Here is a 24,355-nt window from a genome sequence, read left to right on the forward strand (position 1 = left end):
TTTATTCTTTAGGAGGTATTAAGATGCATAAATACAGAAGAAGAAACACAACGGCCTTTACGGTTATGTCATATTTCACATTTTTCGCGGGAGTCTTTTTATTTGGTATCGGGCTATACAATGCGGACAATCTGCAGCTCAATGAAAAAGGCTATTACATAGCCGTGATGATTTTAGTGGCGGTCGGCGCGATTTTGACCCAGAAAGTGACGAGAGACAATGCCGAGGACAATGAAATCATTGCGGAGCAGGAGAGAAGACAGAATTTGTCTAGCGGCGAGTAAGCATAAAAAAAGCATCTTTAGGGATGCTTTTTTTTAATTTGAAATACTTTTATATTTATTTTCCAAAACGAAATCAATCATTCCAATAATTTTTGTATGGTTCGTTTTTTTTCTAAAGTGTAAAAAGTTTTGTTCTTTGTTTCTTTGAGATTTAGTGATCGTGCCGAACACCCAGATGGAGCTCATGATAAGTAATATCGATAACAAAGCCGGAAAATAACCTTTTGAAACGTCGGGTAAAATGGAATTGGCTTGACCCGAACATACAGTAGTTACAATGGAGGCGAATATGGAACTGGCGAGCGAAGCTTTGATCACGTGGCTGTTTTAGCGTAGGACCTGAAAAATAAACTTTCAGCCGGTTTAACGTGGATAAATCTTGTTTTTCGAGGTATGCCATCAGCTCTTCATCGTTTTCAGCTTTCGATAACAATAGAGTTTCAGCGGTTTGTTTTGTTTCTTCGAATAGTTGTTTGTCTGTTTGCATGTCTTGGTCTCCTTCTTATTTAGTTTGAATGATAGAGAATCAAAGCAGAGGGGAATGTTCCTCTGCTTTCTAATTGAATTCCTTTTTAAAGCGTTCATCTAAAATGAAATCAATCATACCCGTGATTCTGGAATATTCCGCTCTTTTTTGGAAGTGCAGGATTGTTTGCATCGGTCCTTTTCGCGAGGAGATCAGCATCTTGACGATCCAAAGAAAAGAGAAGATCAGATAGAACATGAAGAAGAATGAAAATAGCCTTGAAAGACCATGGTTGAGGGAGGAGATCTGACCAGATAAAAAGGCCGCCATAATGACAGCAGTCATACTGCTAAAAAAAATCCCTTTAATCAAATACGTTAATGTAAAACTTGGATTTGAAAAATAGATTTTTAGCTGATTTAATGTAACAGATTCTTGATTTGCAAGGTATGTAAGCAGCTCTTCGTCACTTTTGTGAGACTCAAGAAGTTTGGCTGTATGTTCAGCTTTTTGAAATAATTGTTTTTCGTTTCTCATTGGATTGTCACTCCTATTCATAAAAAACATGAGATTTTATTGGTTCGGTATATTTTTTAATGCCTTTTTGTATTTTTGTTGTAAAACATAATCAATCATTTTTACGATACGTGCAAACTCGGCTTTCTTGGAAAAGTGTGTAATGAATTGAATCGGCTTTTTTTTCAGGATGACAAGCTGTTTAAGCACCCAGAATAAACACCCCGTAAATATGACAGCTAATATTATAATGGAGATGCCGGAAATGAAAGGGAATATCGAATCTGCTTGACCAGAAAGAATTGCAGTTATGAACGAAGCCAATATTATACTGAAAAATGCTGCACTGATGAAATAATGAAGCGCAAATGAAGGATCTGAGTAATAGACTTTCAGCTGATTTAAGGTCAGTGAATCTTGTTTAGCGAGAAAGGCTAATAGCTCTTCGTCGCTCTTATCGCGGTAAGTTTTAAGGGTTTTGGCTGTTTTCTGCGTTTCAATGAATACTTGTTTGTCTGTGTTCAATGTTAATGCCTCCACGATACTTGATATATATTAAAGATTAGAAAAACTGCATAAATATATTATATTATGTATTTATGCAGTTTTCATTAAATAAGGAAATTAATGAGATATTAGTTCGCCAAATATTGCAAATAACACAGCAGACAACGCCGTGCCAATAGCGATTTCAGCACGCTATTACAACAGCTGCATCCCCGATTGTTCTTCTTTTCTTTCATTATGCTTTCACTAATAGATCTCAAACATATGACATAAAAAAATACGGAAATTGACTCCTTCACTAAATGAAGCGAAGTCAATTTCCGTATCTTGTTTATCTCAACAGCCCCAAGCTTCCTGTCAGCCGCGCAACTTTTTTCTTATCCCCGCAAATGCCGATTCCAAAATAGCGGTAATCGGAAGCTGCGGTGCTTTGAAATGCCTCAATATATGCTTCATATGTATGAATGCTTTGCGCTACATCGGTAAAATCAACCGTCAGAATATCGTTGAATTCGTCGGTCAGCAGCTTTTGACTTAATTGATGAAGCAGCTCGGCATTGCCTTTTAAAATGGGGATTGGGATTTTGACGATACCTAAATGGTCGATTCCCGAGCCGTCTGTTACAGTTTCTCCAATCAGATCGGGTTTGTTTTTGCCGAGGGCCGCCCCCAGGATGGCAGCTGTATTGGCGATTAGCCCGAGCGGCAGGCTTTCATCGATGATCAGTGCGCATTTTGTCTCTTCCCTCAAATTTGTTCCTCCTTCAGCTGCGGTTTTGGTTTTGTTTCAGAAATATAAAGGCCGGCCAATGTGAGCGCTCCTCCGCAAAAAGCAACCCATGTCAGTTTTTCTTGCAGAATGATAACGGATGCCGCAATAGTGATGACGGGCACCATATAGATATAAGCGCTCGTTTTTACCGCTCCAAGCACACCGACCGACCAGTTCCATGTCACAAAGCAAAGCGCAGATGCGCCCGCGCCTAAGAATAGGATGTTCAACCAATTGACGGGGGAGGAAAAAGGGCTTGCGTCGAAGCGGAAATCAAACAGGAACAGAGCGGGAACCATGAATAGCAAACCGTACAGAAAGATCCGCTGTGTGCATTGGATTGTATGGTAACCGAATGTGCTGATTTTTTTCATCAAAATCGCATATGCCGCCCAGACGAATGCGGAGGCAGCAGCGAGAATGTCGCCGAGCGGATTCAATTTAAGCATCATTTGTCCATTAAAGAAAATGAGCGCAAGTCCAGTGAAAGCGGCGGCGAACCCAATGAAAAAGCGGGGCTCCAGCTTTTCGCCCGAAAGGAGAAAATGCGCCAATACCGCGGTGATCATCGGAATAACCGCGACGATCATGCCGGCGTTTGAGGCGTAGGTAAGAGTAAGCGCGATGTTTTCCAACAGAAAGTAAAGCCTCACTCCGCATAAACCTGCTCCCGCAAACAGCGCTTCTTGCCTCCAGCTCCGGAAAGTCAGCACATGCGGATGCACCATGATCAGCACAATCAACCCGATGAGAAAACGGTAAAACAATATATCTACGGGCGGGAAATCCTCGAGCAGCACCTTTGTTGAGACAAAAGTAGTACCCCAGATGATGATCGTGATCACAGCTGCGAGGTGTCCGGCGGTTTCGCGTCTTGTCTTCATCCTTTGATCTCCTGCCTGTCATATTCAAAAATTTTCATATATTGTTTCGGCGTCAGCCCGACCTGCCGCTTGAAAAATTTCGTCATATGGCTCTGATCACTGAAGCCTGTTTGGAAAGCCGCATCGATTGGTTTTACGCCTTCTTCCAACAGCTTCTTCGCATGATTGATACGAACGGTTTCCAAGTAGCTGTAGGGGGAAATTCCTTTCTGCTTCGTAAACGACCGCAGGAGGTGATACTTGCTCCAGCCTGTCAGCCTGCTTAAATGTTCAAGCGTAATGTTTTCCTGGTAATGGGATTCCAAATAACTGCACACCGCTTTGACTTCGTCGGACGGTTCAGGTGCATTTTCAAGAAACGTGACATCAGAATACGTACGAATCAGCTCTTCGAGAAGGTTGAGAAAAAGCTCCTCTTTTTTCAAGGCTTTTTCTTTTTGCAATATTTGAATGTGTAGCTCCTTCAAGCTGGCGTTCAGCTCATGGCGGAACAAGACATTCTCCGTGAAATATGGGAGGCTGTCGGCCCCAGTGATCTCCTTCACAAATCCTCTCATAACATCAGGCATCACGTTAATGCAGCGGTAATCGAGCGCCTTTCCGTCAATCTGCTCGCAACTGTGCGTGTCATAAGGATTGAAAAGCACGAGATCGCCTTGATTAATGATGTATTCTTCTCCCTTGCAAAGCAAATAGCGCTGCCCCTTCTCAATAAAACCAATCACAAAATACTCGTGGAAGTGATTCGGAAACTTCTGGATAATGCCTTTAAAGCGGTAGGCTTCAACATTTAGATCAGGGTCGAGGAAAAGCGTGCGGGTTTCATTTCGCATGGCGGGCCTCCTTGGTGTGATGATGTTTAAGTTTATCATGTTTATGGGAGATTTCTTGTATGATGTTGCTTAATGAAAAAAAGGATACAATGGAAGAAAAAAAGAGGTACTGAAAGTGAAAAAGAAATGGATTGCATCAATTGCCTTCACGATGATGCTGGGCATCGGAATCACGATTTACTGTCTGTTTTTTGAACATAGCAAACTGAGCGAACTGACTTCAGACGGGGAATGGGAGCTCTCGTATTCTAAAGAAAGGGGAGATCAATATTGGAATGGCTATGTTTCGAAGAAAACGAGTGAAGATGCGGAGTTAAAGAGAGTCGTGTTTTTTGTGAATGGAAGAGAGACGGTTGATTACGAAAAGGATGAGCAAGAGGAAGGCGGAACACATTCTGATATAGTCAATGTTGTCTGGTTAGGTGATGCCCCAGAAAAAAGTGAGCAATTTGAAGCTGTCGTGGAAAGGAACCAGAATGGTGGATATCATAAGGAGAGGATTAAACTGACAGAAAAAAACGGGTTATAAAGATTGAACCATTGTAACTTTTGGTGTAAAATTACACTAAAAGTTACAATGGAGGTTCTCCATGGATAAAGAATACATAACCGAACTGATCTCATCCAAATTAAGATTAATCCGGGCGGAAAGCGGCTATACGCAGGAGAAAATGGCGAACGTGCTCGGGATGTCGAAGAAAACGCTCGTGCAAATCGAAAAGGGCAGGTCGGCTGCGGGCTGGGCGCATGTTGTCGCGGTATGCGCGCTTTTTCGGAACAGTGAAGTGCTGCAGGCCGTCCTCGGGGATGAGCCCCTTGAGGTGGTGGAGACTGTTGCTCACCGAAGCATCGACAGACCAAAAGGGAAGACGCTTGGCGGAAAGGTGTGGTGGCGGGACATTGAGAAAAAAGGAGAGTTTCGCCTTCAGCAAAACTTGATTTCTCACCATTACCGCATCTTGGATTCGTATGACGACCTATGGTTCAGCACGTTTGAAAAGCAGGATGCAGTTGCGCGTTTGGACGAGCTGTTAAATGAGCAGGACGGGGTGGAATGATGAAAAAGATAGCAGAGGCATCAAAATCCTCTGAATTGGCTGGTCTTGATCCCCGCAAGACAAGACACGGGGAATAACACTGCGTGTCTCATCTGGGGAATCGGACGTGAGAACAGTTTTCGCCCGCCTTATTCTCACTCCAGCACATCATCAAGCAGCTTCCACATCAGCTCCCTCCGGTTTCCTGCGCCCGTCTTCAAAAAAAACGATTTCAAGTGGTCTTGAACAGTGTAAGCCGATATATGCAATTCGTCTCCGATGGCTTTTGTTGATAGTCCGCGGATGACCCGGTAAGCGATGTCTTTTTCCCGGTCGGACAGGCTGTAGGCTTCCGCTATCAGCGGAATGGTTTCTGCGGGTGAAGCAGGCTCAAATGAAACGGCGATCTGGCCTGACGGTCCAAATCCGTCTAAACGGCTCGCTTTAATGGATAGGCAGGAATGGCCTGGAATCGAGATGACCGTTTTTGCCGGAGCTGTAGTTTCAGCCGCTGCGCGCGTGCAGACGGCTCGGACGGGTCTCGGCACGGCTTCGCTGCCGATGCTTTCCCAGCCGCGCAAGATGTTCAGCCAATGGAGGGCCGCTCGATTGCATGACAAGAGCTGCAGGTCTTCCGACAAAATCAGAATGCCTCCGACATGTTTCATGTGAAACACGTCTTTTTTTGGCAGATGGTGTCTGAATTGCTGAAGATGCCGGCCGATAAGCGGTGCAAGAGAAGCGAGCAGGCTCTGATCCTTTTCTGTAAACACCGGCTGTCCACTTTTCCTCAGGCAGTGTGAGGTGTATCCCAAGCACTGCCCCTTGCTGAGCGGTTTGTGATATCGTTTGACATCTTGTTAGAAAGTGAGATGATAAATATTAGAAAAGAATAGAAGGAGTGGGGAAATATGCAGCCTGAAGATATTGTCAGAAGCGGTCCAAACCAATACGTTTGCAGAGAGGGGATCGTGAAAGAACTGCCGTCATTTGCGAATGCATTCGAACGTCCTGTCATCATTTCAGGGGTTAAATCGTTTAAAGCTTTTACACGTTATACGACGCCTCCAGCCGATTGGAAAGTCGTTCAGCATACGGGCTGCAGTTCCCTAAATAAGATTAAAAAAGCAGCAGAGGAAGCAGAATCAGCAGACGTCATCATAGGAATAGGCGGGGGAACCGTCTTAGATACAGCGAAGGCAGCCGCCGATTTGCTGAACATTGAAGTCATGACGATTCCGACGATCCCGGGAACATGTGCGGCAAGCACGCCGTTAAGCGTCATCTATGACGATGAAGGTAACTTTTCGGGCGTCCAATATCAGAAGCGCTCCAGCTATTTGACACTGGTCGATCCGCTGCTGCTTCTCTCTTCACCGGTCGCTTATGTGAAAAGCGGAATCGGCGATACGCTTGCGAAATGGTATGAGGCAGAAGCGATCATCAGAAATACGGCCGATTCGCTTTCTATCATGGTTCAGACAGGGCTGAGGCAGTCTGTCTATATTCGGGATATTTTGTTGACAGAAAGCCTGAAAGCCATAGAGAGCCTTGAAAAAGGCGAATCCTCCCCAGCTTTCACAAATGTCCTCGAAGCGGTCATTGCGCTGGCAGGCACAGTAGGCGGATATGCGGGCCGCTACGGCAGAATGGCCGGGGCCCATGCCATTCACAACGGCTTGACGTTCATCCCCGAAACCCATCGTGTGCTGCACGGCCAAAAGGTAGCCTACGGGATACTGGTGCAGCTTGCTTTAGAAGGGCGGACAGATGAAATAGCCGAACTGATTCCCTTTTATGAAGGGCTCGGTTTTCCGAGAAGACTTAGCGATTTGGGCATTTTAGAAAATATTGAAGCGGCCAAACGGATCATCGCCGCCCATGCCGCGCGTCCGGATGAATCTTTATGTTTGATGGGATCTTTTCATGAAGCGGATGTGATTGCGGCGATAGAGTCGCTTGAATAAACCCGGTTTTATACGCCTTTGAACTATTCAAAGGCGTATTTTATTTTTAGCGACTTCTTGAGAAAAAAACCACTCTTGTAAACAAGGTCTTTATCACTATATTTTTGTAAAAAAGTATCAGCTGCCGCCGATATAAATAAAAACTACTTTGTTTGGAAGAAGGGGGAGCAATGTGAAAAGCCCAAGATGGAACAATATCACAATCGGCGGCAAATACGGCATTATTTTCTTTGTGATGTTAACAGCGTTTTTAACATCCGTTTTGATTACATATGGTCTGTTAAAAGATACGAGCCAGACGGTTCAGGATACGAAATCGAAAAATGAAACGGCCGTTCAGTCGGCAAAGCTGATGTCCCTATATCAAAATAAATATTTGCACATTCCGGAGTACATCATAAACGCCCAGGATGAAAAGCTGACCGATTATATGAAGTACAGCCAGGAATTTGCCGATACGGCCAAAAAGCTGAAAAAAGAGCTTCATTCGGATGAGCAGCTTGACATGTTCGATCAAATCATTGAAAACAATCATTCACTGGATGAGTACTTTTTCAGCGAAATTGTTCCCAACGTGCAGCAAATCAACACCGAGAAATTTTTAACCCTTCAGAAAAAAGCGAACAAGCTCAAAGAGGAGACGATGACGTTAGGCGAAAGCTTGAAAGAAAACGCTGTCAAAACCAATGTTGAGTCAATTGGACAAGCCCAATCCAATATGACGAAAACCATTTATATTTTAGGCGTCTCAATTCTGATTTCGGCGATTGTGTCGGCGGGACTCCTGATCATTGTCAGCCGGCAGATCAAGAAAAGTCTGAAGCGTGTTGTGGCAGCAAGCGAAGAAATTGCAAAGGGTCATTTGAACTTTGAAGCCCTTGATTACAAAGGAAAAGATGAAATCGGCCAGCTTTCGCAAGCGGTGAATCATATGGGCGGAAGCCTGCGTGAGATGATCGTCGAAGTATCAGGGATCGCAGCCGAAGTCGACAAGCAATGTCTTACGTTTACGAGCGTCTCGGCTGATGTCAGAGAAGGAAGCGAACAGATCGCTGTCACCGTTGAAGAATTGGCAAACGGGGCCACGAATCAGGCAAATGAAGCAGCTAATATTTCCGAGCAGACACAGGAGCTCACCGGGCAAATTCAGCACGCTCATGAAAGCGGCGAAACGCTGGCCCGGTTTTCAAAAGAAGTGCTTCACGTGTCTGTCGACGGCGACAAACAGATGGCTCAATCATTGGAGCAAATGAATGTCATCAATCATGTAATGGAAGCATCCGTAGAAAAAGTCAGTGTGCTGGAGGAACAGACACAGTCAATCCACAAGCTTGTCGAAATGATAACAGGTATGGCCGAACAAACGAATTTGCTCGCATTAAACGCGTCCATAGAAGCGGCAAGGGCCGGCGACGCCGGAAAAGGGTTTGCCGTTGTAGCCGGCGAGGTGAAAAGACTGGCTGAAGAAGTGAAAAGCTCTGTCGGCAGCATCACCGAAATCGTCACGGCGATTCAAACCGAAACATCTTCCATGGCCGGTGATTTAAAAACCGGTTTTTCAGAAGTTCATAAAGGAAAAAACCAGATTGAGACTTCCGGCCGATACTTTTCAGAGATTAAAAATAAAGTGACGGATATGGCTGGCCGTGTATCGGACATTTCGGAGGCATTATCGCATTTCAGACGTTCAAGCGAGGAGATTAACGGCTCGGTCGAGCATATCGCGGCGATTTCCGAAGAAAGCGCGGCCGGTTCTGAAGAAATTTCAGCGTCCGTACATGAGCAAAGCGGCTCGATTGAAAAGATGGACGAAAGCGCAAGGCTTCTGGGAGAGATGGTTGAACGGATGAATGTGATGATCAAACGGTTTAAGCTCTGATGCCGATACAGAATGGGGGGTTTTAATGTTGTCGATATATGTGAAAAGAGGGCTGTTGGCACTTGCGCTGTTCAGTCTCCTCACAGCTGTTGCCGGGTGCTCATTCAATTCTGCTGAAAAAAGCGCCAACCGTGAAGAAAAAGTAAAGCTGATTGCCGACTCCGACAAATTGTACGTCGGTTTTGCCATCGATACGCTGAAGGAAGAACGCTGGTACAAAGATAAAGAAGCGTTCGAGAAAGAAGTTAAAAACCTCGGGGGGGAAGTCAAGACGCTTGCCGCTAACGGAAATAAAGAAGTTCAGATTCAGCAGGCCGAGCTCTTGATCAGCGAAGGCGTCGACGTGCTTGTTGTTGTACCGGCAGATGCGGATGCCGCGGCGGAGATCGTGAAAAAGGCGCACAGCGCCGGTGTAAAAGTGATTTCGTATGACCGGCTGATTCGAAACGCGGATGTTGATTATTACGTTTCATTTGATAACGAAAAGGTCGGGGAACTGCAGGCGGAAGCGATTGTAAAAAAAGCGAAGAAAGGAAACTTCGTATATATCGGCGGATCGTCTCTTGACAACAATGCGGTCTTATTCCGGAACGGCGCCATGAAAGTGCTCGAACCGTTGAAGCGGCAGGGCAAAGTCAAGCTCGTGCTTGACGAATATACGAAAGACTGGCTGCCAGAAGAAGCGAAAAAGAACATGAAAAAAGCATTGAACAAGACGAGAGATATCGACGCCGTGATCGCCGCCAATGACGGTACGGCTGGCGGGGTGATCGAGGCGCTTCAGGAGGCGGGCCTGGCCGGGAAAATTCCGGTGTCCGGACAGGACGCGGAAATTCAAGGCGTCCGACGAATTGTGAACGGTACGCAGACGATGACCGTTTACAAACCGATTCCCGCGCTTGCCAAAAAAAGCGCTGAAATGGCTGTTCAAGCGGCGAAAGGCGAAGCGATTCAAACCGATACAACCGTCGAAAACGGCAAAGCCAAAGTACCGGCGATTTTACTTGAGCCGTATGCCGTTACGAAAGGCAATATCAATGAGACTGTGATCAAAGACGGCCATCTGTCCAAAAAAGATATTAATAAATAAAACGAAGTCAGCCATCCGCTACAGGATGGCTGACTTTGTTAAATTTCCACTTTCACATCGGCGCTTTTCTTAAGCTTTTCGACCTGCTGTCCGAGTTTTTCCTGTCTTTTTTGCTGTTTGAGCATATCTTGGATTTGCTGTTTGACATCGTCAAACGCAGGTGTGTTTTTCTGTCCGCTGTCTTTTTGCTGTGCGGCAAATTGATCATAATAGTCTTTGATTTCTTTGTCTGTAACCTGATCTGTCGGCAGTTCTTTGTCAATATATTTCTCTGTTTTGATGCTGTCGGCAATGTCGCTTTTCAGCGTGTTCATGTTTAAGCCTGCTTTTTTGACCGCTTCCTCAAAATCTTGCTCGTTTTTATACTGCTTTTTGCTTTCGTCCAGCTGTTTTTCAATTTCTTTCTCAGATGCTTTGTAGCCTTTTTTGTCCGCTTCCTGCGTAATTAAAGCCTGTCCGATCAGGCTGTCGATCGCCTGCTTTTTGATTTGCTGCGCCGCATCTTTAGAAGTCGGGTCCTGTCCTGTTTGCTGATATTGCATTTGAGCGGTTGATAATACGCTGTTATAGTCCTTGCCTGTGATCTTTTCATCGTTTACGACAGCCACTGTTTTTGTGTCATCAACCTTTTGCTGATCAAGCTTTTTCTGCATTGCTTTTATTTGCTTTTCCTGATCCTGCTGCCCGCTTTGTGCGGTTTTCGCTTGATCGCTGGCCTGGGATTGCTGATCATCATGATTTGAAGAGCAGGCGCCCAACACGACAGCCAATAATCCGATCATGAGAGATGATATGCTTTTTTTCATGATATATCTCCTTTCTTCAAACAGAAGTGAATCTTAAAATGACCTTTAGTGGGCATTCTAAACGATCGTCTCTGAAAAAGAAACCATTTGGAATCAATTTTCCAAAATGTAATCGAATTGAAAGGAGATCGTAATGTGATGACCGAGTTCCGGTTTACTTGATATGCTTCGAATCAAAGCCGTACACTTCAAAGTCCTTCGCAAAAATGTCGTGCACCAATTCTTTTGTTTCGTCATTGTAAAAGCTCTCAAAAGTCGGAAACGCCCAGTCGAAGGTTGACATAGTCAAAACGGTGTCAGCAAACTTCCCTTTTTTAATCATAATGTCTGACAGATGGTGCGGTGATTGTGACAGCTGTGATAACGGAGATTTCAATAATTTGTATTTGTTTTCAATCTCTCTGATTTGTGCGCTGAATTGCTCGAGGTAAATATAATTGGTGACAAACTCTTCTTCTCCTTCGATATACTGGGGACCAAGGTGTCGGTCAATGGCATTGATATCCGTCCCGAGATCTTTTAGATGATGCAAAAATTGCGTGAAAGAAAGCCCTGTGTTTATATCACTGTTGAACAGACAAATAAAATTCGGGGAGCAAATCGCTGCCAGAAAGGAACTGACTGCTCTCCGAAAAGGGTTGCGTACAACCTTGTAAGTGTCCTTTTTACCCTCTCTTAAATCCGTCAGAAGATCCTTCACATAATTCGGCTTCTGCGTATAGATCGAATTTCTGTAGTGGTGAACTTCTCCGGCGCATCTTCGATTGACATCTTCAAGCAGACCGTTTTGGAAAAAGAACCAGCGATTCAGCGTCGTGCAGCCGCTTTTTGGAATCCAGAACAGAATGATCGGAAAATCCTCAGCATAAAGAGGGGTATAAAGGTAAATCAAGCGATTCAGTCTCTCATCTTCAAACATACAGAACACATCCACTTCTTACTTGGTTTTGGGCGCGCTTGAGACAGCGGCTGCCTTTATACACAAAATATGCCGCCGGCAATGAATTGATAGGGCGATAATATAAAAATATTTTAAAATGATAAGACCGGCAATTAAATCCTTATTGAACCACATATAGAAAATTAAGTTATATTTTAAAACCATTTTATGATACTAGAGTGAGCCTGTACAATTCATATTGATGGAATTTTTTGTTTCACTGCATGCTCCCCCTGAGGTAACATAAAAATGAGAGATGCCTGGGGCAAAATAGCTTGCAGGAAAAAGGAAGGGAGGGTATCCATGCAGATTCGCATGACTGAATATCAGGTTCCCGACCCCGAATCGGGGCCGTACGGGATCACAGTATGTGCAAACGGGCGCATTTGGTTTACTGAACAAAAGGGGAACCGGATTGGTATGCTCACAGAGTCCGGGGATATCACCGAATATACGATTCCGACGGAGAGCGCAGGCGCCTCGATTATTACGTCCGGGATTGACGGCGAGCTTTGGTTTACAGAGTATAAAGCGGGGAAAATCGGCAAAATCACGCCTCAAGGGAAAATAACCGAGTATGCTCTTCCACCGGGTGCTGCCCCGTTTGGAATCGCTGCAGGCTGTGACGACGCCATGTGGTATACAGATATGGCCGGACATCAAATCGGCAGGCTGTCCTCTTCAGGCGAAATAACAGAATACAAACTGCCCAAACCAGGAGCCTTCCCGTCATTTATTACAAGGGGAGCAGACGGCGCGCTCTGGTTTACACAAAACCAAAGCGGCTCCATCGGGCGAATAACGGCAGATGGAGACATCAGCGAGTATCCGCTGCCCCAAGAACAATCCGGCCCGGTCGGGATCACTGCCGGCCCGGACGGGGCTTTATGGTTTACAGAAATAAACGCAAATCAAATTGGGAGAATAACGGTCTCAGGAAAGATCAGCGAATACCAGCTTCCGACAGCGCATGCACGCCCGCACGCGATTGCCGCAGGCGGTGACGGAGCACTGTGGTTTACGGAATGGGGCGCGGGTCAAATCGGCCGCATTACAGTCGACGGGGATATTACGGAATATCCAATCCCGACGGCAGATTCTGAACCGCACGGGATAGCGGCCGGATCAGCCCATTCGAACTGGTTTGCAGAAGAGTGCGGCCGTATTGGGAAAATCTCTATCCAAAATTAAGAAACGTCCAGCCAACTGGACGTTCTTTTTTTATTGTTATTCCGTTCTCGTTTCCATTCTGCGGTTGGGCGAGCCAAGGCCTTTATTCATCAAGTAAAAATGGAAAATGTATTCACCGATCGCCATAGCGACAGCTGCAAAAAACGCGGCCAATGCAGCGGTGTTGGCAGCCGTTCCCATCGCAAGAGCCATCAGCCAAACGACAAGAAAAGCGACGCCTAAATCGGCTAAAGTGGCCGTGATGTTGTTGGTTTTCGGCAGAATAAACAAATCACCCAGCAAATAGGATACTGCGCCAAGAACAATCGTGATGAATAGGGTGTTTTCAAAACTAAAACTAAACCCGAGCCCTAGAACAAGGTACAGAATCACAATCGTCATGATGCCTTTGATGGCAAGGGCTTTCACATGTTCCATAACCATTCGCTCCTTTATACGGGATTTTAGTTTTTCTTTTCCTCGTATTCAGAAAATGAAACATGCAAACTTGCATTCTTAACGGGCTCAGACGGATTCCAGCTATTTTTTCGGTTTGTTGCATAATAGATGGTATAGCATAACGCCATAAACGGCACACCGCAAAAAAGGGCGATCCTTTGGTTCGGATCAAAGGCAATGCCAATGCAGGATGCCAGGCATAGCAGAAAAGCGGCAATCGGTACGGCCGGATAAAGCGGTGTCCGGTATTTTAAGTCGTCTGCGGTGTTTCCCTCAGCCAAAAAGCGTCTGCGGAACATGAACTGCGAAGCCGCAATGCTCATCCAGACAGCAACAACGGCAAACCCTGAAATCGACACAAGAACGATGTAGACGGAATCAGGCGCAAACACGCTGGAGAGCAGCGACAGAATGCCGCCGAGCATGCTGAAGATCAGCGCGTTCAACGGGATTCCCCGTGAAGTCAGCTTTTGAAATACGGGGTGCAAAGTTTTTTCTTTTGACAGTGACCAGAGCATCCGGGAGCATGCATACAAGCCTGAGTTGGCCGCGGAAAGCAGAGCCGTCAGAATTACAAAGTTCATGATGTCGGCCGCATATGGAACACCGATGCGGTCAAAGACGACGACAAATGGGCTTTTGATCACACCGGCTTCTTTAACCGGAATGAGGCACGAAAGCACGAAAATCGTTCCGATGAAGAAAAGCACCAGTCTCCAGAGTGTTGTCTTGATCGCTTTTGGAATGTTCTTTTCCGGTTCGGCGCTTTCTCCGGCGGCAATTCCGATCAGCTCCGTACCCGAAAACGCAAAATTCACGGAGAGCATCGCCATAAAAATTGGAAGGAAGCCGTTTGGAAAGAGACCGCCTTCTCCTGCAAAGTTTGAAAGAAGCGGTGCAGCGTCTGCATTTTGTATCGGGATGATGCCGAATATCGCCGCTCCTCCTAATATAATAAACAATATAATGGCAAGCACTTTAATGCTTGAAAACCAAAATTCGGATTCGGCGAAAAATCTCACTGAGACAGCATTGAGCGCGAAAATCAGTGCAGCGAATACCGCGCTCCACATCCAGACTGAAGTATCGGGGAACCAGCGCTGCATTAATAACCCGGCAGCGGTAAATTCCGAACCGAGCGCGACAGCCCAGGTCAGCCAGTATAGCCAGGCGACGGTGAATCCGGTGCCCGGCCCGATGAATCTGGAGGCGTACATATGAAACGATCCGGTGACAGGCATGGCGACCGATAATTCGCCGAGGCAGAGCATGACAAGGTAGACGATCAGAGCCCCGGCCAAGTAGGCTAGAATCGTTCCGGCAGGACCAGCCTGTGAGATCGTATAACCGGAACTTAAGAAAAGGCCCGTGCCGATAACGCCTCCTAAGGAAAGCATGATAAGGTGTCTCGTTTGCATTTTTCTTTGAAAGTTCTGGCGATTGGTGTTTGACTGTTCCATTATACCTCCAGCTTTCTCGCCCAGGCGGCGACGGCTTTGATGTCCTCAGGCGTTGTTCTGCAGCAGCCGCCGATCAGCTGTGCCCCTTGGTTATACCAGCTGCGGGCGCTTTCTCCGAAAGAAGTTTTACATGCCGCGCCATGCCATGTTTTCGTTTCCGGGTCATACTGTTCACCGGAATTTGGATAGACGATAATCGGTTTAGCTGTATGCTTTTTGATGCCGCCGATGAGCGAAGAGACATGCTCCAGCCGCGTACAGTTTACTCCTACTGCCGCAACCTGGTCATGCTGATCGAGCCACTTCGCGCATTCGCCGGCTTTCGTACCATCGCTGATATGGCGTCCGTCTTTAGCGCTGAAACTGATCCACGCATGTGTATCCGGGAACTCTTTTAATAAATGAACGATAGCTTTTGCTTCTGAAAGGCACGGTATTGTCTCACATGCCAAAATATCGGCGCCTGCTTCGATTAAAGCGCCCATTCTCCGCCTGTGAAAATCGGCCAATTCATCTTCTGTGACGCCATAATTTCCCCGATATTCGGAACCATCCGCTAAAAAGGCGCCGTAAGGGCCTACTGAAGCTGCTACAAACGGTTTAGGCCGGCCTTCGCGGTTTTCCGGAGCCGCCCAGAATTCATCGCGTGCTTCTGCAGCAAGACGGACAGACTCCCGGATGAGGTGGAGCGCTTCTTGTTCGCTAAGGCCGCGTTTTGTGAAACCCTCAACCGTCGACTGATAGCTGGCTGTAATCGCGCAATCGGCGCCCGCACGGAAATAATCCAGATGGACTTGTTTGATAAGCTCGGGGTTTTCGATGAGAATTTTCGCAGACCACAGGCTATCGTTCAAATCACAGCCGTACCGTTCAAGCTCGGTGGCCATCGCGCCGTCAAGTATAATGACAGGAAATTGTTGTAAAGAAGTTCGGATCGGATTTGTCATCTCATTGTTGAGGCTCTGTCGTTCGAGACCCCGGCCTCCTTTTTTAGAGTTTTTTAAAATATATGAAAAATAGTTTAAAAGACTCGGGAGGTTTTTGTCAATCTACCAATCATCAGTTTTCACCAGTCACTTTTGTCGTTTTCTATTTAGGGTAAAACCGTATGCCGCCGCATACTTTTTTAAAAAAACAGATAAGGGGTATCGGATCGATGAAAAAACTGATTATCAATGCTGATGATTTTGGATATTCAAGAGGTGTGAACTACGGAATTATTGATGCCTATAAGCTCGGAATTTTAACATCAGCGACCTTTATGACGAATATGCCGGGCGCTGGTCACGCGGCCCGGCTGGCTCGCGAATCGCCCGGACTTGGGATCGGCGTACATTTGGTGCTGACCTGCGGAAGGCCGCTTTTGTCTGACCACCGGACGATTGTCGATTCAAAGGGAAGTTTTCGCAATCTCGCATTTTATCAAGGTGCTTTTACAATAGATGCCGATGAATTATACCGCGAGTGGAAAACGCAGATTGAAACATGCATCAACATGGGCTTGGAACCCGATCATTTGGACAGCCACCATCACATCAATGCTTATCCGGGCATCTCTGACGTATTTTTGTCGCTCGCCAAGGAGTATCGCCTGCCTGTCAGACGTAATATGGAGAGCGCCATAATAACGGAAAAAGGAGTGAAAACGACAGACTCTTTCTCACCTGTCCTTGAAGCGGCCTTAAAGGGTGAAGAAGCCGTCTCTGAACTGTTTGAAAAACATAATACCGTGGAGGTCATGGCCCACCCGGCATACCTCGATAAGGAGCTTTTGACGAACTCTTCATATACTTATCCAAGAGTCGATGAACTTGAGTTTTTAACCGATCCGGACGTTGTCATCCGCTTGAACAAGCTTGCGGATGTCCAGCTTGTATCATTTAGGAATTTGACATAAGGAGAATGCCGGAATGAAACATATACTTCAGCTGCTTGGAAAGTCTTTGCTGATTCCGATTACCGTTCTTCCGATCGCCGGGCTGCTGCTGCGGCTTTCTGCGGAGGATATGCTGGATATACCTCTTTTTCAAGCGTCAGGCGTGATTTTGAACAATATGGATGTCCTGATCGCGATCGGCATCGCCATGGGCTTTGCCCGTTCAAAAGATAAAGGGATTCCTGCGCTGACAGGATATTTGGCGATAACCGTGTTAAAAGAGGGGATCGGCATCTTGAATCCGGACCTTGATATGAGCGTCTTCGGCGGGGTGCTCGCCGGCCTGATGGCGGCTTTCATTTATAATCAATTTCAACATGCAAGACTGCCAAGCATGTTTTCTTTTTTTGGCGGAGAGAAGTTTCCGATTACAATGATCGTATTGGTGACGATTCCGGTGGCAGGGTTTTTTTCGGTCGTCTGGCCTTACGCAGAGGCGGCGATCGACGCTTTTAGCCAGTCGCTTGTTGGTCTTGGCGCTTTCGGTGTTTTTGTGTTCGGATTTCTGAACCGGTTTTTGCTTCCGTTCGGACTTCACCATGTCATGAATACGTATATATATTTTGGGCTTGGACGCTATGAGACGGCATCCGGAGAAGCGGTGACAGGGGAAATTGCACGGTTTTTGAATGGAGACCCGACAGCCGGCTACTTTCTCGGCGGGTTTTTTATCACGATGATGTTCGGCATTCCGGCGATCGCTTTGGCAATAGCGCATGCAGCCAGAACGAGAAAAAAAGAAACGAAAGCACTCATGTCTTCCGGAGCAGCCACATCGCTGATCACCGGGATTACGGAACCGGTTGAATTCACGTTTTTATTTTCTTCGCCTTTATTGTATTTTCTTCACTCGGTCTATACGGGACTTGCCGGAGCGGTGCTCTGTTTGCTGGGGATTCGTCACGGCTTCTCATGGGGAGCGGGCGCCATCGATTATTTGCTGAATCTTAATTTGTCAGACGGCGGATTATTGATCATACTGGTGGGCGTTGCTTTTTTCGCGCTCTATTATGTTACGTTTTACTTTGTGATTATAAAGCGAAACGTTCCGGTGATCGGAAGGGAGCAGGAAACACCTGAAGGAGACCGGCTGCAGCAGTCTATGGCGGCAGGTATTCTCAAGTATATCGGCGGCCGTGAGAATGTCGTCACTTGTGAAAACTGTATTACCCGTTTGCGACTGAAATTAAAAGACACGTCATTGGCGGATGAAGCCCAATTAAAGCGATTGGGGGCGCACGGTGTGATCATAATTGACCGGCATCATATTCAAATTGTGATTGGAACGGATGCGGGGACTGTAAAAAAAGACTTGCAGAACTTGATCGACGAATCTGCTCCGGATTAAAAACTGAAGTTGCTTTTGAGGAATCTGCGCAGCATCGTACGATTTTTGAACAAATAAGCTTGCACCTCCAGCAGCGTGAGGCTTTATGATGGATATGAATCGTCAGTTGGAGGTGACTCTTATGAAAAAAGATGAGTATTATTCAATCGGTGTTTTCTCAGAAATGACAGGGACATCCATTCGGACGCTCCATTATTACGATGAAATCGGCCTGTTGAAACCTGAAAAAGAGACGGGAACCGGCCGCCGTCTCTACACAGACAGAGATGCGAAAGATTTGCAGAAGATCATATGTTTTAAGTTTCTGGGGTACAGCCTTGAACAAATTCGCGCTTTCATGAAGGATGCATGCTTCGATGCTGGTCTGATTGAGGCGCTGCAGGAGCAGAAAAGGGTGCTGGAGGAGAGGAAGGAGCATATTGAAACAGGGCTGAAAGCGATCGACAGGACGATCGGTCTTCTGGAAGAGGAAGAGGAAATCGACAGTTCTGTTTTCATGAGCCTGCTGAACAGCATCCAGACGGAGAAGGAGCAGCGCGAATGGCTTGAACAGCAGGTGTCTAAAAGTTTTGCCGATGATGTATTCGGCAAATCAGAGGAAGAGATGGCCAAATTGGATCAAGAGTATGTTCGTTTATCTAAGGAAGCCAAGCGGCTCATGGGAAAACCGGTTGATGACCCCGAGGTGCAGGACATGGCAGACCGGTATATGAAGACGAGTTTGGAGTTTGTCGGAGAGGGCGTGCTGTCGGCTTTAGGACAGATGGAGACAATAGAATCGCGGCAGCTGGCAGAGAAATTTCCTTCACCATTTACAAAAGAAGAAGAAGAGTGGCTGCAGCGGGTGTTCGAATATTATATGATTCACAACGATTTCTGTCCCGAAAGCGGCGGATGAAAAAAGGCAGTTCCGGCGGAATTTAAAACACGCCGGAGCTTTTTAATGCAAAAGCTCCGGCTCAATTTTCGTCGTTTGATTATCGAGCGAAACATGCAGTTCATGGTTTTGATTAACCGAAGCGAAAAAGATTTCATCCATTCGTTCAAGCCCTTTCTTCTTCAGCTGGTTTTTGAGCCAGCTTTCTGTTACATTCAATTGCTGAAGGACAGACGTGTACACTTTTCCGTCAACGATGACCGGATATGAAAATTCGCCGCTGCTTTTTTGAATTCCCATATCTTCAGCTGTGATTTCCATTTTATTTGGCTTTTTGTATACCGTTAAATTTCCGTTCGCCTCTACAAACGCCATTTCTACGTCGCTGACATTGAAAACGTCTTTTTCCCGAAGCATTTGCAGAATATTATCCACTGAATATTTGATTCGTTTCAGATTGCCGACGATAAACGTTCCGTTTTTGATGACGATGGTCGGTTCAAATGTAATTAGACGTCCCAGCGTTCGGTATTTGATCATGAGATTTGAAGCGAGTCTTTGCAATAGGGCAATCGCAGCCACCGCAGCGGCGGTATGCAAATGTTCAATCTTCGGATCGGCTATGTCCGCTCCGACAACGGCACCCAATGTAATAATGATTAAAAAATCAAACACAGGCAATTCTCCGATTGAGCGTTTTCCCATGAACAATGTGACAACCAATAAAAGCGGAAGGATGGTAATGATTCGCCCGTAGACAACCAAAATTTCTTTCACAGTTTCCATTGTCTTTCTTCCTTTTTGTAGCCTTTTGCCAATTCAAGGTTGACGGATGTCATTTTGGAGTTGAGATCATGATATGGATAGGAATCGGTTATTTCTGGCAGCCGGTTGGCATCTTCCTGGTTTGAAATCACACGACCCGCCGAGACAAATCGTTTTGGGGGGATTGTAACACCGATTATTTTTGCTCCCGGTTCGATCACCGTATCCTCCTGGATATAGGCATCAAAAACAAGGCTTTGCATCCCGACAAAAACATTTTTGTCAATTCGAACGGGGCCGTAAATTTGACATTGCGGGGCGAGTGACACTTTCTCGCCTATGTAAATGGAATACGATTCACGATCCTTAAAAACGGAATGTTCAGTAACAGGGCTGTTGTATTCATAGTTTTTCAATCCGTGCAAGACAACTCCGTCCTGGATATTGCAGTCATGGCTGATGAAGATTTTTAATCCCACGTCTCCTCTGATCGAAGAGAAAGGCCCGATGAAAACGTTGCGCCCGATGACCACACTGCCGATGACCGAGGCGAAATGATGGATGTAAGAGGACGCATCAATGTCCGGAATATCTGCTTCTTGATTAAATGACGCCGTGATATTGGGGCTGACATTATCTTGAATCAGCAACTTTTCAAGAAACTTGCCGGCGAGTGATGAAACCGTTAATCCAAGGATGAGTTTGCTGCTTAATTTCATATGACCTGCCTCCTTTATTCAGGTAGTCTGCCTAAAAAACGGGAATATTATTTAATAAAAGCGCGGCGGCGGTCTGAAACCAAAAAAGAGGATATGGAGGAGACAACGGCTAATAAAGCAATGGAGTATGTTTCACTAATCAATTGGTGCGGGAATTTTGGGAAAACCGATGAAAACGGGATCGCCCGTTTTAACAAACACACGGAAACGATTGCCCTGAGGATCTATTTTAAATGAGGAGAGATTCGAATTTGAAGCTAAAAAAGATGGGCAAATCGTAAAGCATGCGGTAGAGAATCATAAGGAAGAGACAAATACCGCAACTCCTCCTGCCAAAAAGGATAGAGACACTGGACATGTCGAAAAAACAGGAGGCAACCCGCTGCCGAATACAGGAAATGCCGGTCTGTATCGTGCTTTACTCATTGGACCCATCTTTCTTATTATCGGACTTGCTATGTTTGTTTTAAACCGTAAAAAGACTCAAAATCAAAGTGTGTAAATATTCCCCAAAAAGACGGCGTTACGGCTGTCTTTTTCGTTTGCGGAACAGCATTTCGCCCTCGGCGCCTGCGGAAACGCCGAGCACATAAGCCAATAAATCGCTCCACAAAAATCCATAACCGAGAATGAGCCCTCCGAGCGGAGCGGCTCTGATATTGTCAATCCATGGAGCGTGATACAGCTGGCTGCATTCGATCAAAAAACAAAACACCAGCGCGATCAGCGCCGCGGAAGCCGTCTTCGCGTTTTTGAACAGAAAGCCTGCGCCGAAGAAAATCATCAGCCACAGCGCATCCCCTAAATATACATTCACGATGTCCGGCAGCATATCGGCCGTCTTTCTTGAAGCAAGCCCCGCCGCCATTGCTGCGAATGTCAGCGCAAGCGGGCCTATCCGGCTTCTTTTCATATTCATGGCTGAACCCCGTTTCTGCCAAAGCAGGTTAAGTAAATCTTCGGAGACATGACGGATACGAGAGGAAAAATGTTTTATACCTTTTGGCGTGAAGCGGTTTTAAAATGAACGTGAAAAAGCCGCCGTACCCGGCGGCTTTTCGTGTTATATCGCATTTTTTCTTTCGGATTTTTGTTCGGTGCCGGAGTGCTCCCAGCATTCGATGCCTTCATGGTTTTTAATGACATCTTTATAAAAGACCGGGTCTTTGCCCGCTTTGCGCTGTTTCACATAGTCTTTCAAGGCGGCAAATGCCACTTTTGACAGCAGGAAAATCGCAATCAGGTTGACGATGACCATCAGGCCCATGAACAAATCGGCGAGGTCCCACACAAGCTGGACTTTTGATACCGATCCGAAGATGACCATCGCAAGCACACAGATCCGGTAAATGAAGAGCCATGCTTTGTTCGTGTGCAGGAATTCGATATTCGTCTCGCCGTAGTAGTAGTTTCCGATCAAGGTGCTGAAAGAAAACAGGAACACCATAATGGCGAGAAAGCCTGAGGCCCATGTTCCGATGTGCGTGCTGAGCGACGCTTGCGTCAACTCGATTCCGCTAAGCCCCGGCTCTTTATACGCATCGGAAAACAAAATGATAAAAGCCGTGCTTGAACAAATCACCAAAGTGCTCGTAAAGACTCCTAAAGCCTGGACAAGGCCCTGTTTGACAGGGTGGCTCGTAGTGGCTGCGGCTGCGGCATTCGGCGCGCTGCCCATCCCGGCTTCATTCGAGAAGAGGCCGCGTTTGATCCCGTTCATCAGGGCCGCGCCGATGGCTCCGCCCGCCGCTTGTTCAAGGCCAAACGCATGACCGATAATCAAAGAGATGACGTCCGGCAGTTTCGTAATATTCATCAGCATGACGAAAACGGCGACGCCGATATATAAGACGGCCAGGCATACGACGATATATTCGGACAGCTTGGCGATCCGTTTGATTCCCCCGAATGTAATGATGCCGAAAACAATCGTGATGATAATTCCCAGTGTGAGACGGTCTGTCCCGAACGAGTTTTCAAAAGCGACCGTTATTGTATTGGACTGGACCGCGTTAAACACGATCCCGAAGGACAATGTGATCAAGACGGCAAAAACCGCGCCCATCCAGCGTTTTTTCAAGCCCTTTTCCATATAGTAAGCAGGGCCGCCGCGGAAGCCGTCTTTATCCTTTATTTTATAAATTTGCGCCAGCGTGCTTTCGACAAAGCTTGACGCCGAACCGATGATGGCGATGATCCACATCCAAAAGATAGCGCCGGGTCCGCCCAAGGCAATGGCGATCGCAATCCCCGTAATATTTCCTGTTCCTACTCTCGCGGCCATGCTGATGCAAAAAGCCTGAAAAGGCGAAATTCCGTTTTTGTCGGGCGTTCCTTCCTTTAAAACACGGAACATGTCTTTCAGCAAGCGAACTTGAAAGAACTTAGATTTAAAAGTAAAAAACAGTCCCGAAGCAAGAAGCATAATAATCAATAGTTTTGACCAAAGAAAATCATTTGTGACACCAATGACTTCTTGAAGGAATTGCTGCATGCTTTCACCTCTTTTTTTGTAATTTTAAAAAATACTGAGATCCCATTCACGGGCTATATGTTTTAAAAGCATTCCGCCCGTCATGCTGTTTCCGTAATCGTCAATCGCCGGACCATAGATGCCGATGCCGCATCCGTGCTGAAAAGGCTGTTCTCTTTTCACGCTGGCGGGCACCGCGCACATGATTCCGCCGGAGACGCCGCTTTTTGCCGGAATGCCGACAAAGGCCGCGAATTTTCCTGATGCATTATACATTCCGCACGTCAGCATTAAAGCTTTTGTCAGCCGCGCGACATCCTTCGGAATGACATGTTCACGGCGGAAAGGATGGTATCCGTCATTTGCAAGAATCATGCCGATCAAGGCGATGTCTTCAGTGCTTCCTTCCATAGAGCATTGTTTCAGATAGACTTCAAGCGTTTCTTCAACGTCTGCTTCGAGGAAGCCGGTTTCCTTTAAATAATGGGCCAATGCTCTGTTCCGATGGGCGGTCTGCCACTCTGACCGAAAGACTTCCTCATTGATCTCAAGCCGTTTTCCAATCATTTTTTCAATGACGTCATGAAGCGACTCCATTTTTCCCAGTGCCGATTCACCGGGAAGGATCGACGAAACGGTCAGCGCTCCGGCGTTGATCATCGGGTTAAACGGCTTTCCCGGCTTGTGCATTTCAAGGCGGATGATTGAATTGAACGCGTCTCCCGTCGGTTCTACATCAACACGGTCTAATACGTAAGAAATCCCTTTCGTCAAACACGCTGCGATAAAGCTGATCACCTTCGAGATGCTCTGGAGTGTGAATGATACGTCCGAATTTCCTGCTTTGATCATCGTTTGATCAGAGCCGATCACACAGATGCCGAGCTGGTTAGAGTCGATTTTTCCTAAAGCGGGAATGTATTCGGCGTTGCGTCCGCTTGAGGAAAAAGGACGGTAATGTTCGACCAAATCTTCAAGGCGGGATTGCCAGAAGCGGGCGTCATAGCGTTCTTCCAATACTTCATTCATCGAAATTCCTCCAATCCTGACCTGTTAAAGCCTGCAGGTTTGCTGAAAAAATACGAGGCTCTAAAAGCGGTGATTTGAGCATGGCGGCAGAAGGCAAAGGGGTAAAAGCCTGTGCCGCACAAGTTGTTTTAAAGCCTG

Annotated in this window: 27 protein-coding genes; 10 read left to right on the plus strand and 17 right to left on the minus strand. The window is 46.3% G+C overall.

Translation table 11 applies throughout. The features are described from left to right. Positions 1-23: 23 nt before the first annotated feature. A complete protein-coding gene (locus MKY62_RS01265; RefSeq protein WP_003178515.1) occupies positions 24-284 on the plus strand; it encodes a YiaA/YiaB family inner membrane protein in 261 nt (86 codons plus the stop codon). A gap of 151 nt (positions 285-435) precedes the next feature. Here MKY62_RS01265 and MKY62_RS01270 read toward each other — a convergent pair whose 3' ends face one another. The 6 genes from MKY62_RS01270 to MKY62_RS01295 all read right to left on the minus strand — a co-directional run bounded on the left by MKY62_RS01270 (position 436) and on the right by MKY62_RS01295 (position 4,262). After that, complete coding sequence (locus tag MKY62_RS01270; protein ID WP_021838043.1) at positions 436-771, minus strand: hypothetical protein; 336 nt, start codon at positions 769-771, stop codon at positions 436-438. Between the two features lie 69 nt (positions 772-840). Beyond that, positions 841-1,287 (minus strand): hypothetical protein, encoded by a 447-nt coding sequence (locus MKY62_RS01275; RefSeq protein ID WP_003178519.1) that lies wholly within the window; start codon positions 1,285-1,287, stop codon positions 841-843. 36 nt (positions 1,288-1,323) lie between these two features. Beyond that, positions 1,324-1,791: a hypothetical protein gene (locus MKY62_RS01280; RefSeq protein WP_003178521.1), complete on the minus strand. Its 468-nt coding sequence runs from the start codon at positions 1,789-1,791 to the stop codon at positions 1,324-1,326. A 313-nt stretch (positions 1,792-2,104) separates the two neighbouring features. Further along, positions 2,105-2,524 carry a DUF2000 domain-containing protein gene (locus MKY62_RS01285; RefSeq protein ID WP_003178523.1) on the minus strand — a complete coding sequence of 140 codons (420 nt, stop codon included), beginning with the start codon at positions 2,522-2,524 and terminating at the stop codon, positions 2,105-2,107. After that, on the minus strand, positions 2,521-3,429 hold the full coding sequence (locus tag MKY62_RS01290) for a DMT family transporter (RefSeq protein ID WP_003178525.1): 909 nt from the start codon (positions 3,427-3,429) through the stop codon (positions 2,521-2,523). The genes MKY62_RS01285 and MKY62_RS01290 overlap by 4 nt, the downstream gene beginning before the upstream one ends. After that, a complete protein-coding gene (locus MKY62_RS01295; protein ID WP_003178527.1) occupies positions 3,426-4,262 on the minus strand; it encodes an AraC family transcriptional regulator in 837 nt (278 codons plus the stop codon). Before MKY62_RS01295 ends, MKY62_RS01290 begins: the two co-directional genes overlap by 4 nt. Before the next feature lie 115 nt (positions 4,263-4,377). On the opposite strand from MKY62_RS01295, the gene MKY62_RS01300 reads away from it, so the two are divergent. Beyond that, positions 4,378-4,791: a hypothetical protein gene (locus tag MKY62_RS01300; RefSeq protein WP_003178529.1), complete on the plus strand. Its 414-nt coding sequence runs from the start codon at positions 4,378-4,380 to the stop codon at positions 4,789-4,791. 61 nt (positions 4,792-4,852) lie between these two features. After that, positions 4,853-5,320 (plus strand): helix-turn-helix domain-containing protein, encoded by a 468-nt coding sequence (locus MKY62_RS01305; protein WP_003178531.1) that lies wholly within the window; start codon positions 4,853-4,855, stop codon positions 5,318-5,320. A gap of 134 nt (positions 5,321-5,454) precedes the next feature. On the opposite strand, the gene MKY62_RS01310 is transcribed toward MKY62_RS01305, so the two are convergent. After that, positions 5,455-6,072, minus strand: coding sequence for a helix-turn-helix transcriptional regulator (locus MKY62_RS01310; RefSeq protein ID WP_009330298.1), 618 nt, complete (start codon positions 6,070-6,072; stop codon positions 5,455-5,457). Positions 6,073-6,210: 138 nt separating this feature from the next. Here MKY62_RS01310 and MKY62_RS01315 point away from each other — a divergent pair, with 138 nt between their 5' ends. The 3 genes from MKY62_RS01315 to MKY62_RS01325 all read left to right on the plus strand — a co-directional run bounded on the left by MKY62_RS01315 (position 6,211) and on the right by MKY62_RS01325 (position 10,235). Beyond that, positions 6,211-7,266 carry an iron-containing alcohol dehydrogenase family protein gene (locus tag MKY62_RS01315; protein ID WP_003178535.1) on the plus strand — a complete coding sequence of 352 codons (1,056 nt, stop codon included), beginning with the start codon at positions 6,211-6,213 and terminating at the stop codon, positions 7,264-7,266. Between the two features lie 172 nt (positions 7,267-7,438). Further along, a complete protein-coding gene (locus MKY62_RS01320; protein WP_003178537.1) occupies positions 7,439-9,145 on the plus strand; it encodes a HAMP domain-containing methyl-accepting chemotaxis protein in 1,707 nt (568 codons plus the stop codon). A 25-nt stretch (positions 9,146-9,170) separates the two neighbouring features. Beyond that, on the plus strand, positions 9,171-10,235 hold the full coding sequence (locus MKY62_RS01325; protein WP_003178540.1) for a substrate-binding domain-containing protein: 1,065 nt from the start codon (positions 9,171-9,173) through the stop codon (positions 10,233-10,235). A 38-nt stretch (positions 10,236-10,273) separates the two neighbouring features. Here the strand turns inward: MKY62_RS01325 and MKY62_RS01330 are convergent, their stop codons facing one another. Beyond that, positions 10,274-11,041, minus strand: coding sequence for a SurA N-terminal domain-containing protein (locus MKY62_RS01330; protein WP_011197500.1), 768 nt, complete (start codon positions 11,039-11,041; stop codon positions 10,274-10,276). 154 nt (positions 11,042-11,195) lie between these two features. Beyond that, the gene (locus tag MKY62_RS01335; RefSeq protein WP_003178544.1) at positions 11,196-11,960 is read right to left on the minus strand and encodes a sulfotransferase family 2 domain-containing protein; all 765 of its coding nucleotides are present in this window, start codon (positions 11,958-11,960) and stop codon (positions 11,196-11,198) included. Between the two features lie 324 nt (positions 11,961-12,284). Between MKY62_RS01335 and MKY62_RS01340 the strand changes: the two genes are divergently transcribed. Then, positions 12,285-13,172 (plus strand): hypothetical protein, encoded by an 888-nt coding sequence (locus MKY62_RS01340; RefSeq protein ID WP_003178546.1) that lies wholly within the window; start codon positions 12,285-12,287, stop codon positions 13,170-13,172. A 36-nt stretch (positions 13,173-13,208) separates the two neighbouring features. On the opposite strand, the gene MKY62_RS01345 is transcribed toward MKY62_RS01340, so the two are convergent. The 3 genes from MKY62_RS01345 to mmuM are packed head-to-tail and all read right to left on the minus strand — an operon-like array spanning position 13,209 to position 16,017. Next, a complete protein-coding gene (locus MKY62_RS01345) occupies positions 13,209-13,589 on the minus strand; it encodes a DUF2512 family protein (RefSeq protein ID WP_003178548.1) in 381 nt (126 codons plus the stop codon). Positions 13,590-13,615: 26 nt separating this feature from the next. Next, positions 13,616-15,070 carry an S-methylmethionine permease gene (gene mmuP / locus MKY62_RS01350; protein WP_003178551.1) on the minus strand — a complete coding sequence of 485 codons (1,455 nt, stop codon included), beginning with the start codon at positions 15,068-15,070 and terminating at the stop codon, positions 13,616-13,618. Beyond that, positions 15,070-16,017 (minus strand): homocysteine S-methyltransferase, encoded by a 948-nt coding sequence (gene mmuM / locus MKY62_RS01355; RefSeq protein WP_003178553.1) that lies wholly within the window; start codon positions 16,015-16,017, stop codon positions 15,070-15,072. The genes mmuP and mmuM overlap by 1 nt, the downstream gene beginning before the upstream one ends. A gap of 209 nt (positions 16,018-16,226) precedes the next feature. Here mmuM and chbG point away from each other — a divergent pair, with 209 nt between their 5' ends. The 3 genes from chbG to MKY62_RS01370 all read left to right on the plus strand — a co-directional run bounded on the left by chbG (position 16,227) and on the right by MKY62_RS01370 (position 19,252). After that, positions 16,227-16,967, plus strand: a complete 741-nt coding sequence (gene chbG, locus MKY62_RS01360) for a chitin disaccharide deacetylase (RefSeq protein ID WP_009330293.1) — start codon at positions 16,227-16,229, stop codon at positions 16,965-16,967. A gap of 13 nt (positions 16,968-16,980) precedes the next feature. Then, complete coding sequence (locus MKY62_RS01365; RefSeq protein ID WP_003178556.1) at positions 16,981-18,354, plus strand: PTS transporter subunit EIIC; 1,374 nt, start codon at positions 16,981-16,983, stop codon at positions 18,352-18,354. Positions 18,355-18,475: 121 nt separating this feature from the next. After that, positions 18,476-19,252, plus strand: a complete 777-nt coding sequence (locus MKY62_RS01370) for a MerR family transcriptional regulator (RefSeq protein ID WP_003178558.1) — start codon at positions 18,476-18,478, stop codon at positions 19,250-19,252. 42 nt (positions 19,253-19,294) lie between these two features. Here the strand turns inward: MKY62_RS01370 and MKY62_RS01375 are convergent, their stop codons facing one another. From MKY62_RS01375 to MKY62_RS01395, 5 genes are all read right to left on the minus strand, one after another. Then, positions 19,295-20,017 carry a DUF421 domain-containing protein gene (locus MKY62_RS01375; RefSeq protein WP_003178560.1) on the minus strand — a complete coding sequence of 241 codons (723 nt, stop codon included), beginning with the start codon at positions 20,015-20,017 and terminating at the stop codon, positions 19,295-19,297. Further along, complete coding sequence (locus tag MKY62_RS01380) at positions 20,005-20,715, minus strand: carbonic anhydrase (RefSeq protein WP_003178564.1); 711 nt, start codon at positions 20,713-20,715, stop codon at positions 20,005-20,007. Before MKY62_RS01380 ends, MKY62_RS01375 begins: the two co-directional genes overlap by 13 nt. 523 nt (positions 20,716-21,238) lie before the next feature. Continuing rightward, positions 21,239-21,634, minus strand: a complete 396-nt coding sequence (locus MKY62_RS01385; protein WP_003178567.1) for a DUF2809 domain-containing protein — start codon at positions 21,632-21,634, stop codon at positions 21,239-21,241. Between the two features lie 144 nt (positions 21,635-21,778). Beyond that, positions 21,779-23,209, minus strand: coding sequence for an alanine/glycine:cation symporter family protein (locus tag MKY62_RS01390; RefSeq protein WP_003178569.1), 1,431 nt, complete (start codon positions 23,207-23,209; stop codon positions 21,779-21,781). Between the two features lie 24 nt (positions 23,210-23,233). Then, positions 23,234-24,217: a glutaminase gene (locus MKY62_RS01395; RefSeq protein ID WP_003178571.1), complete on the minus strand. Its 984-nt coding sequence runs from the start codon at positions 24,215-24,217 to the stop codon at positions 23,234-23,236. Positions 24,218-24,355: the final 138 nt, after the last annotated feature.

It is taken from the genome of Bacillus sp. FSL R7-0646, assembly GCF_037969865.1.
In the GTDB taxonomy this organism is placed as follows: Bacteria; Bacillota; Bacilli; order Bacillales; family Bacillaceae; genus Bacillus; species Bacillus licheniformis.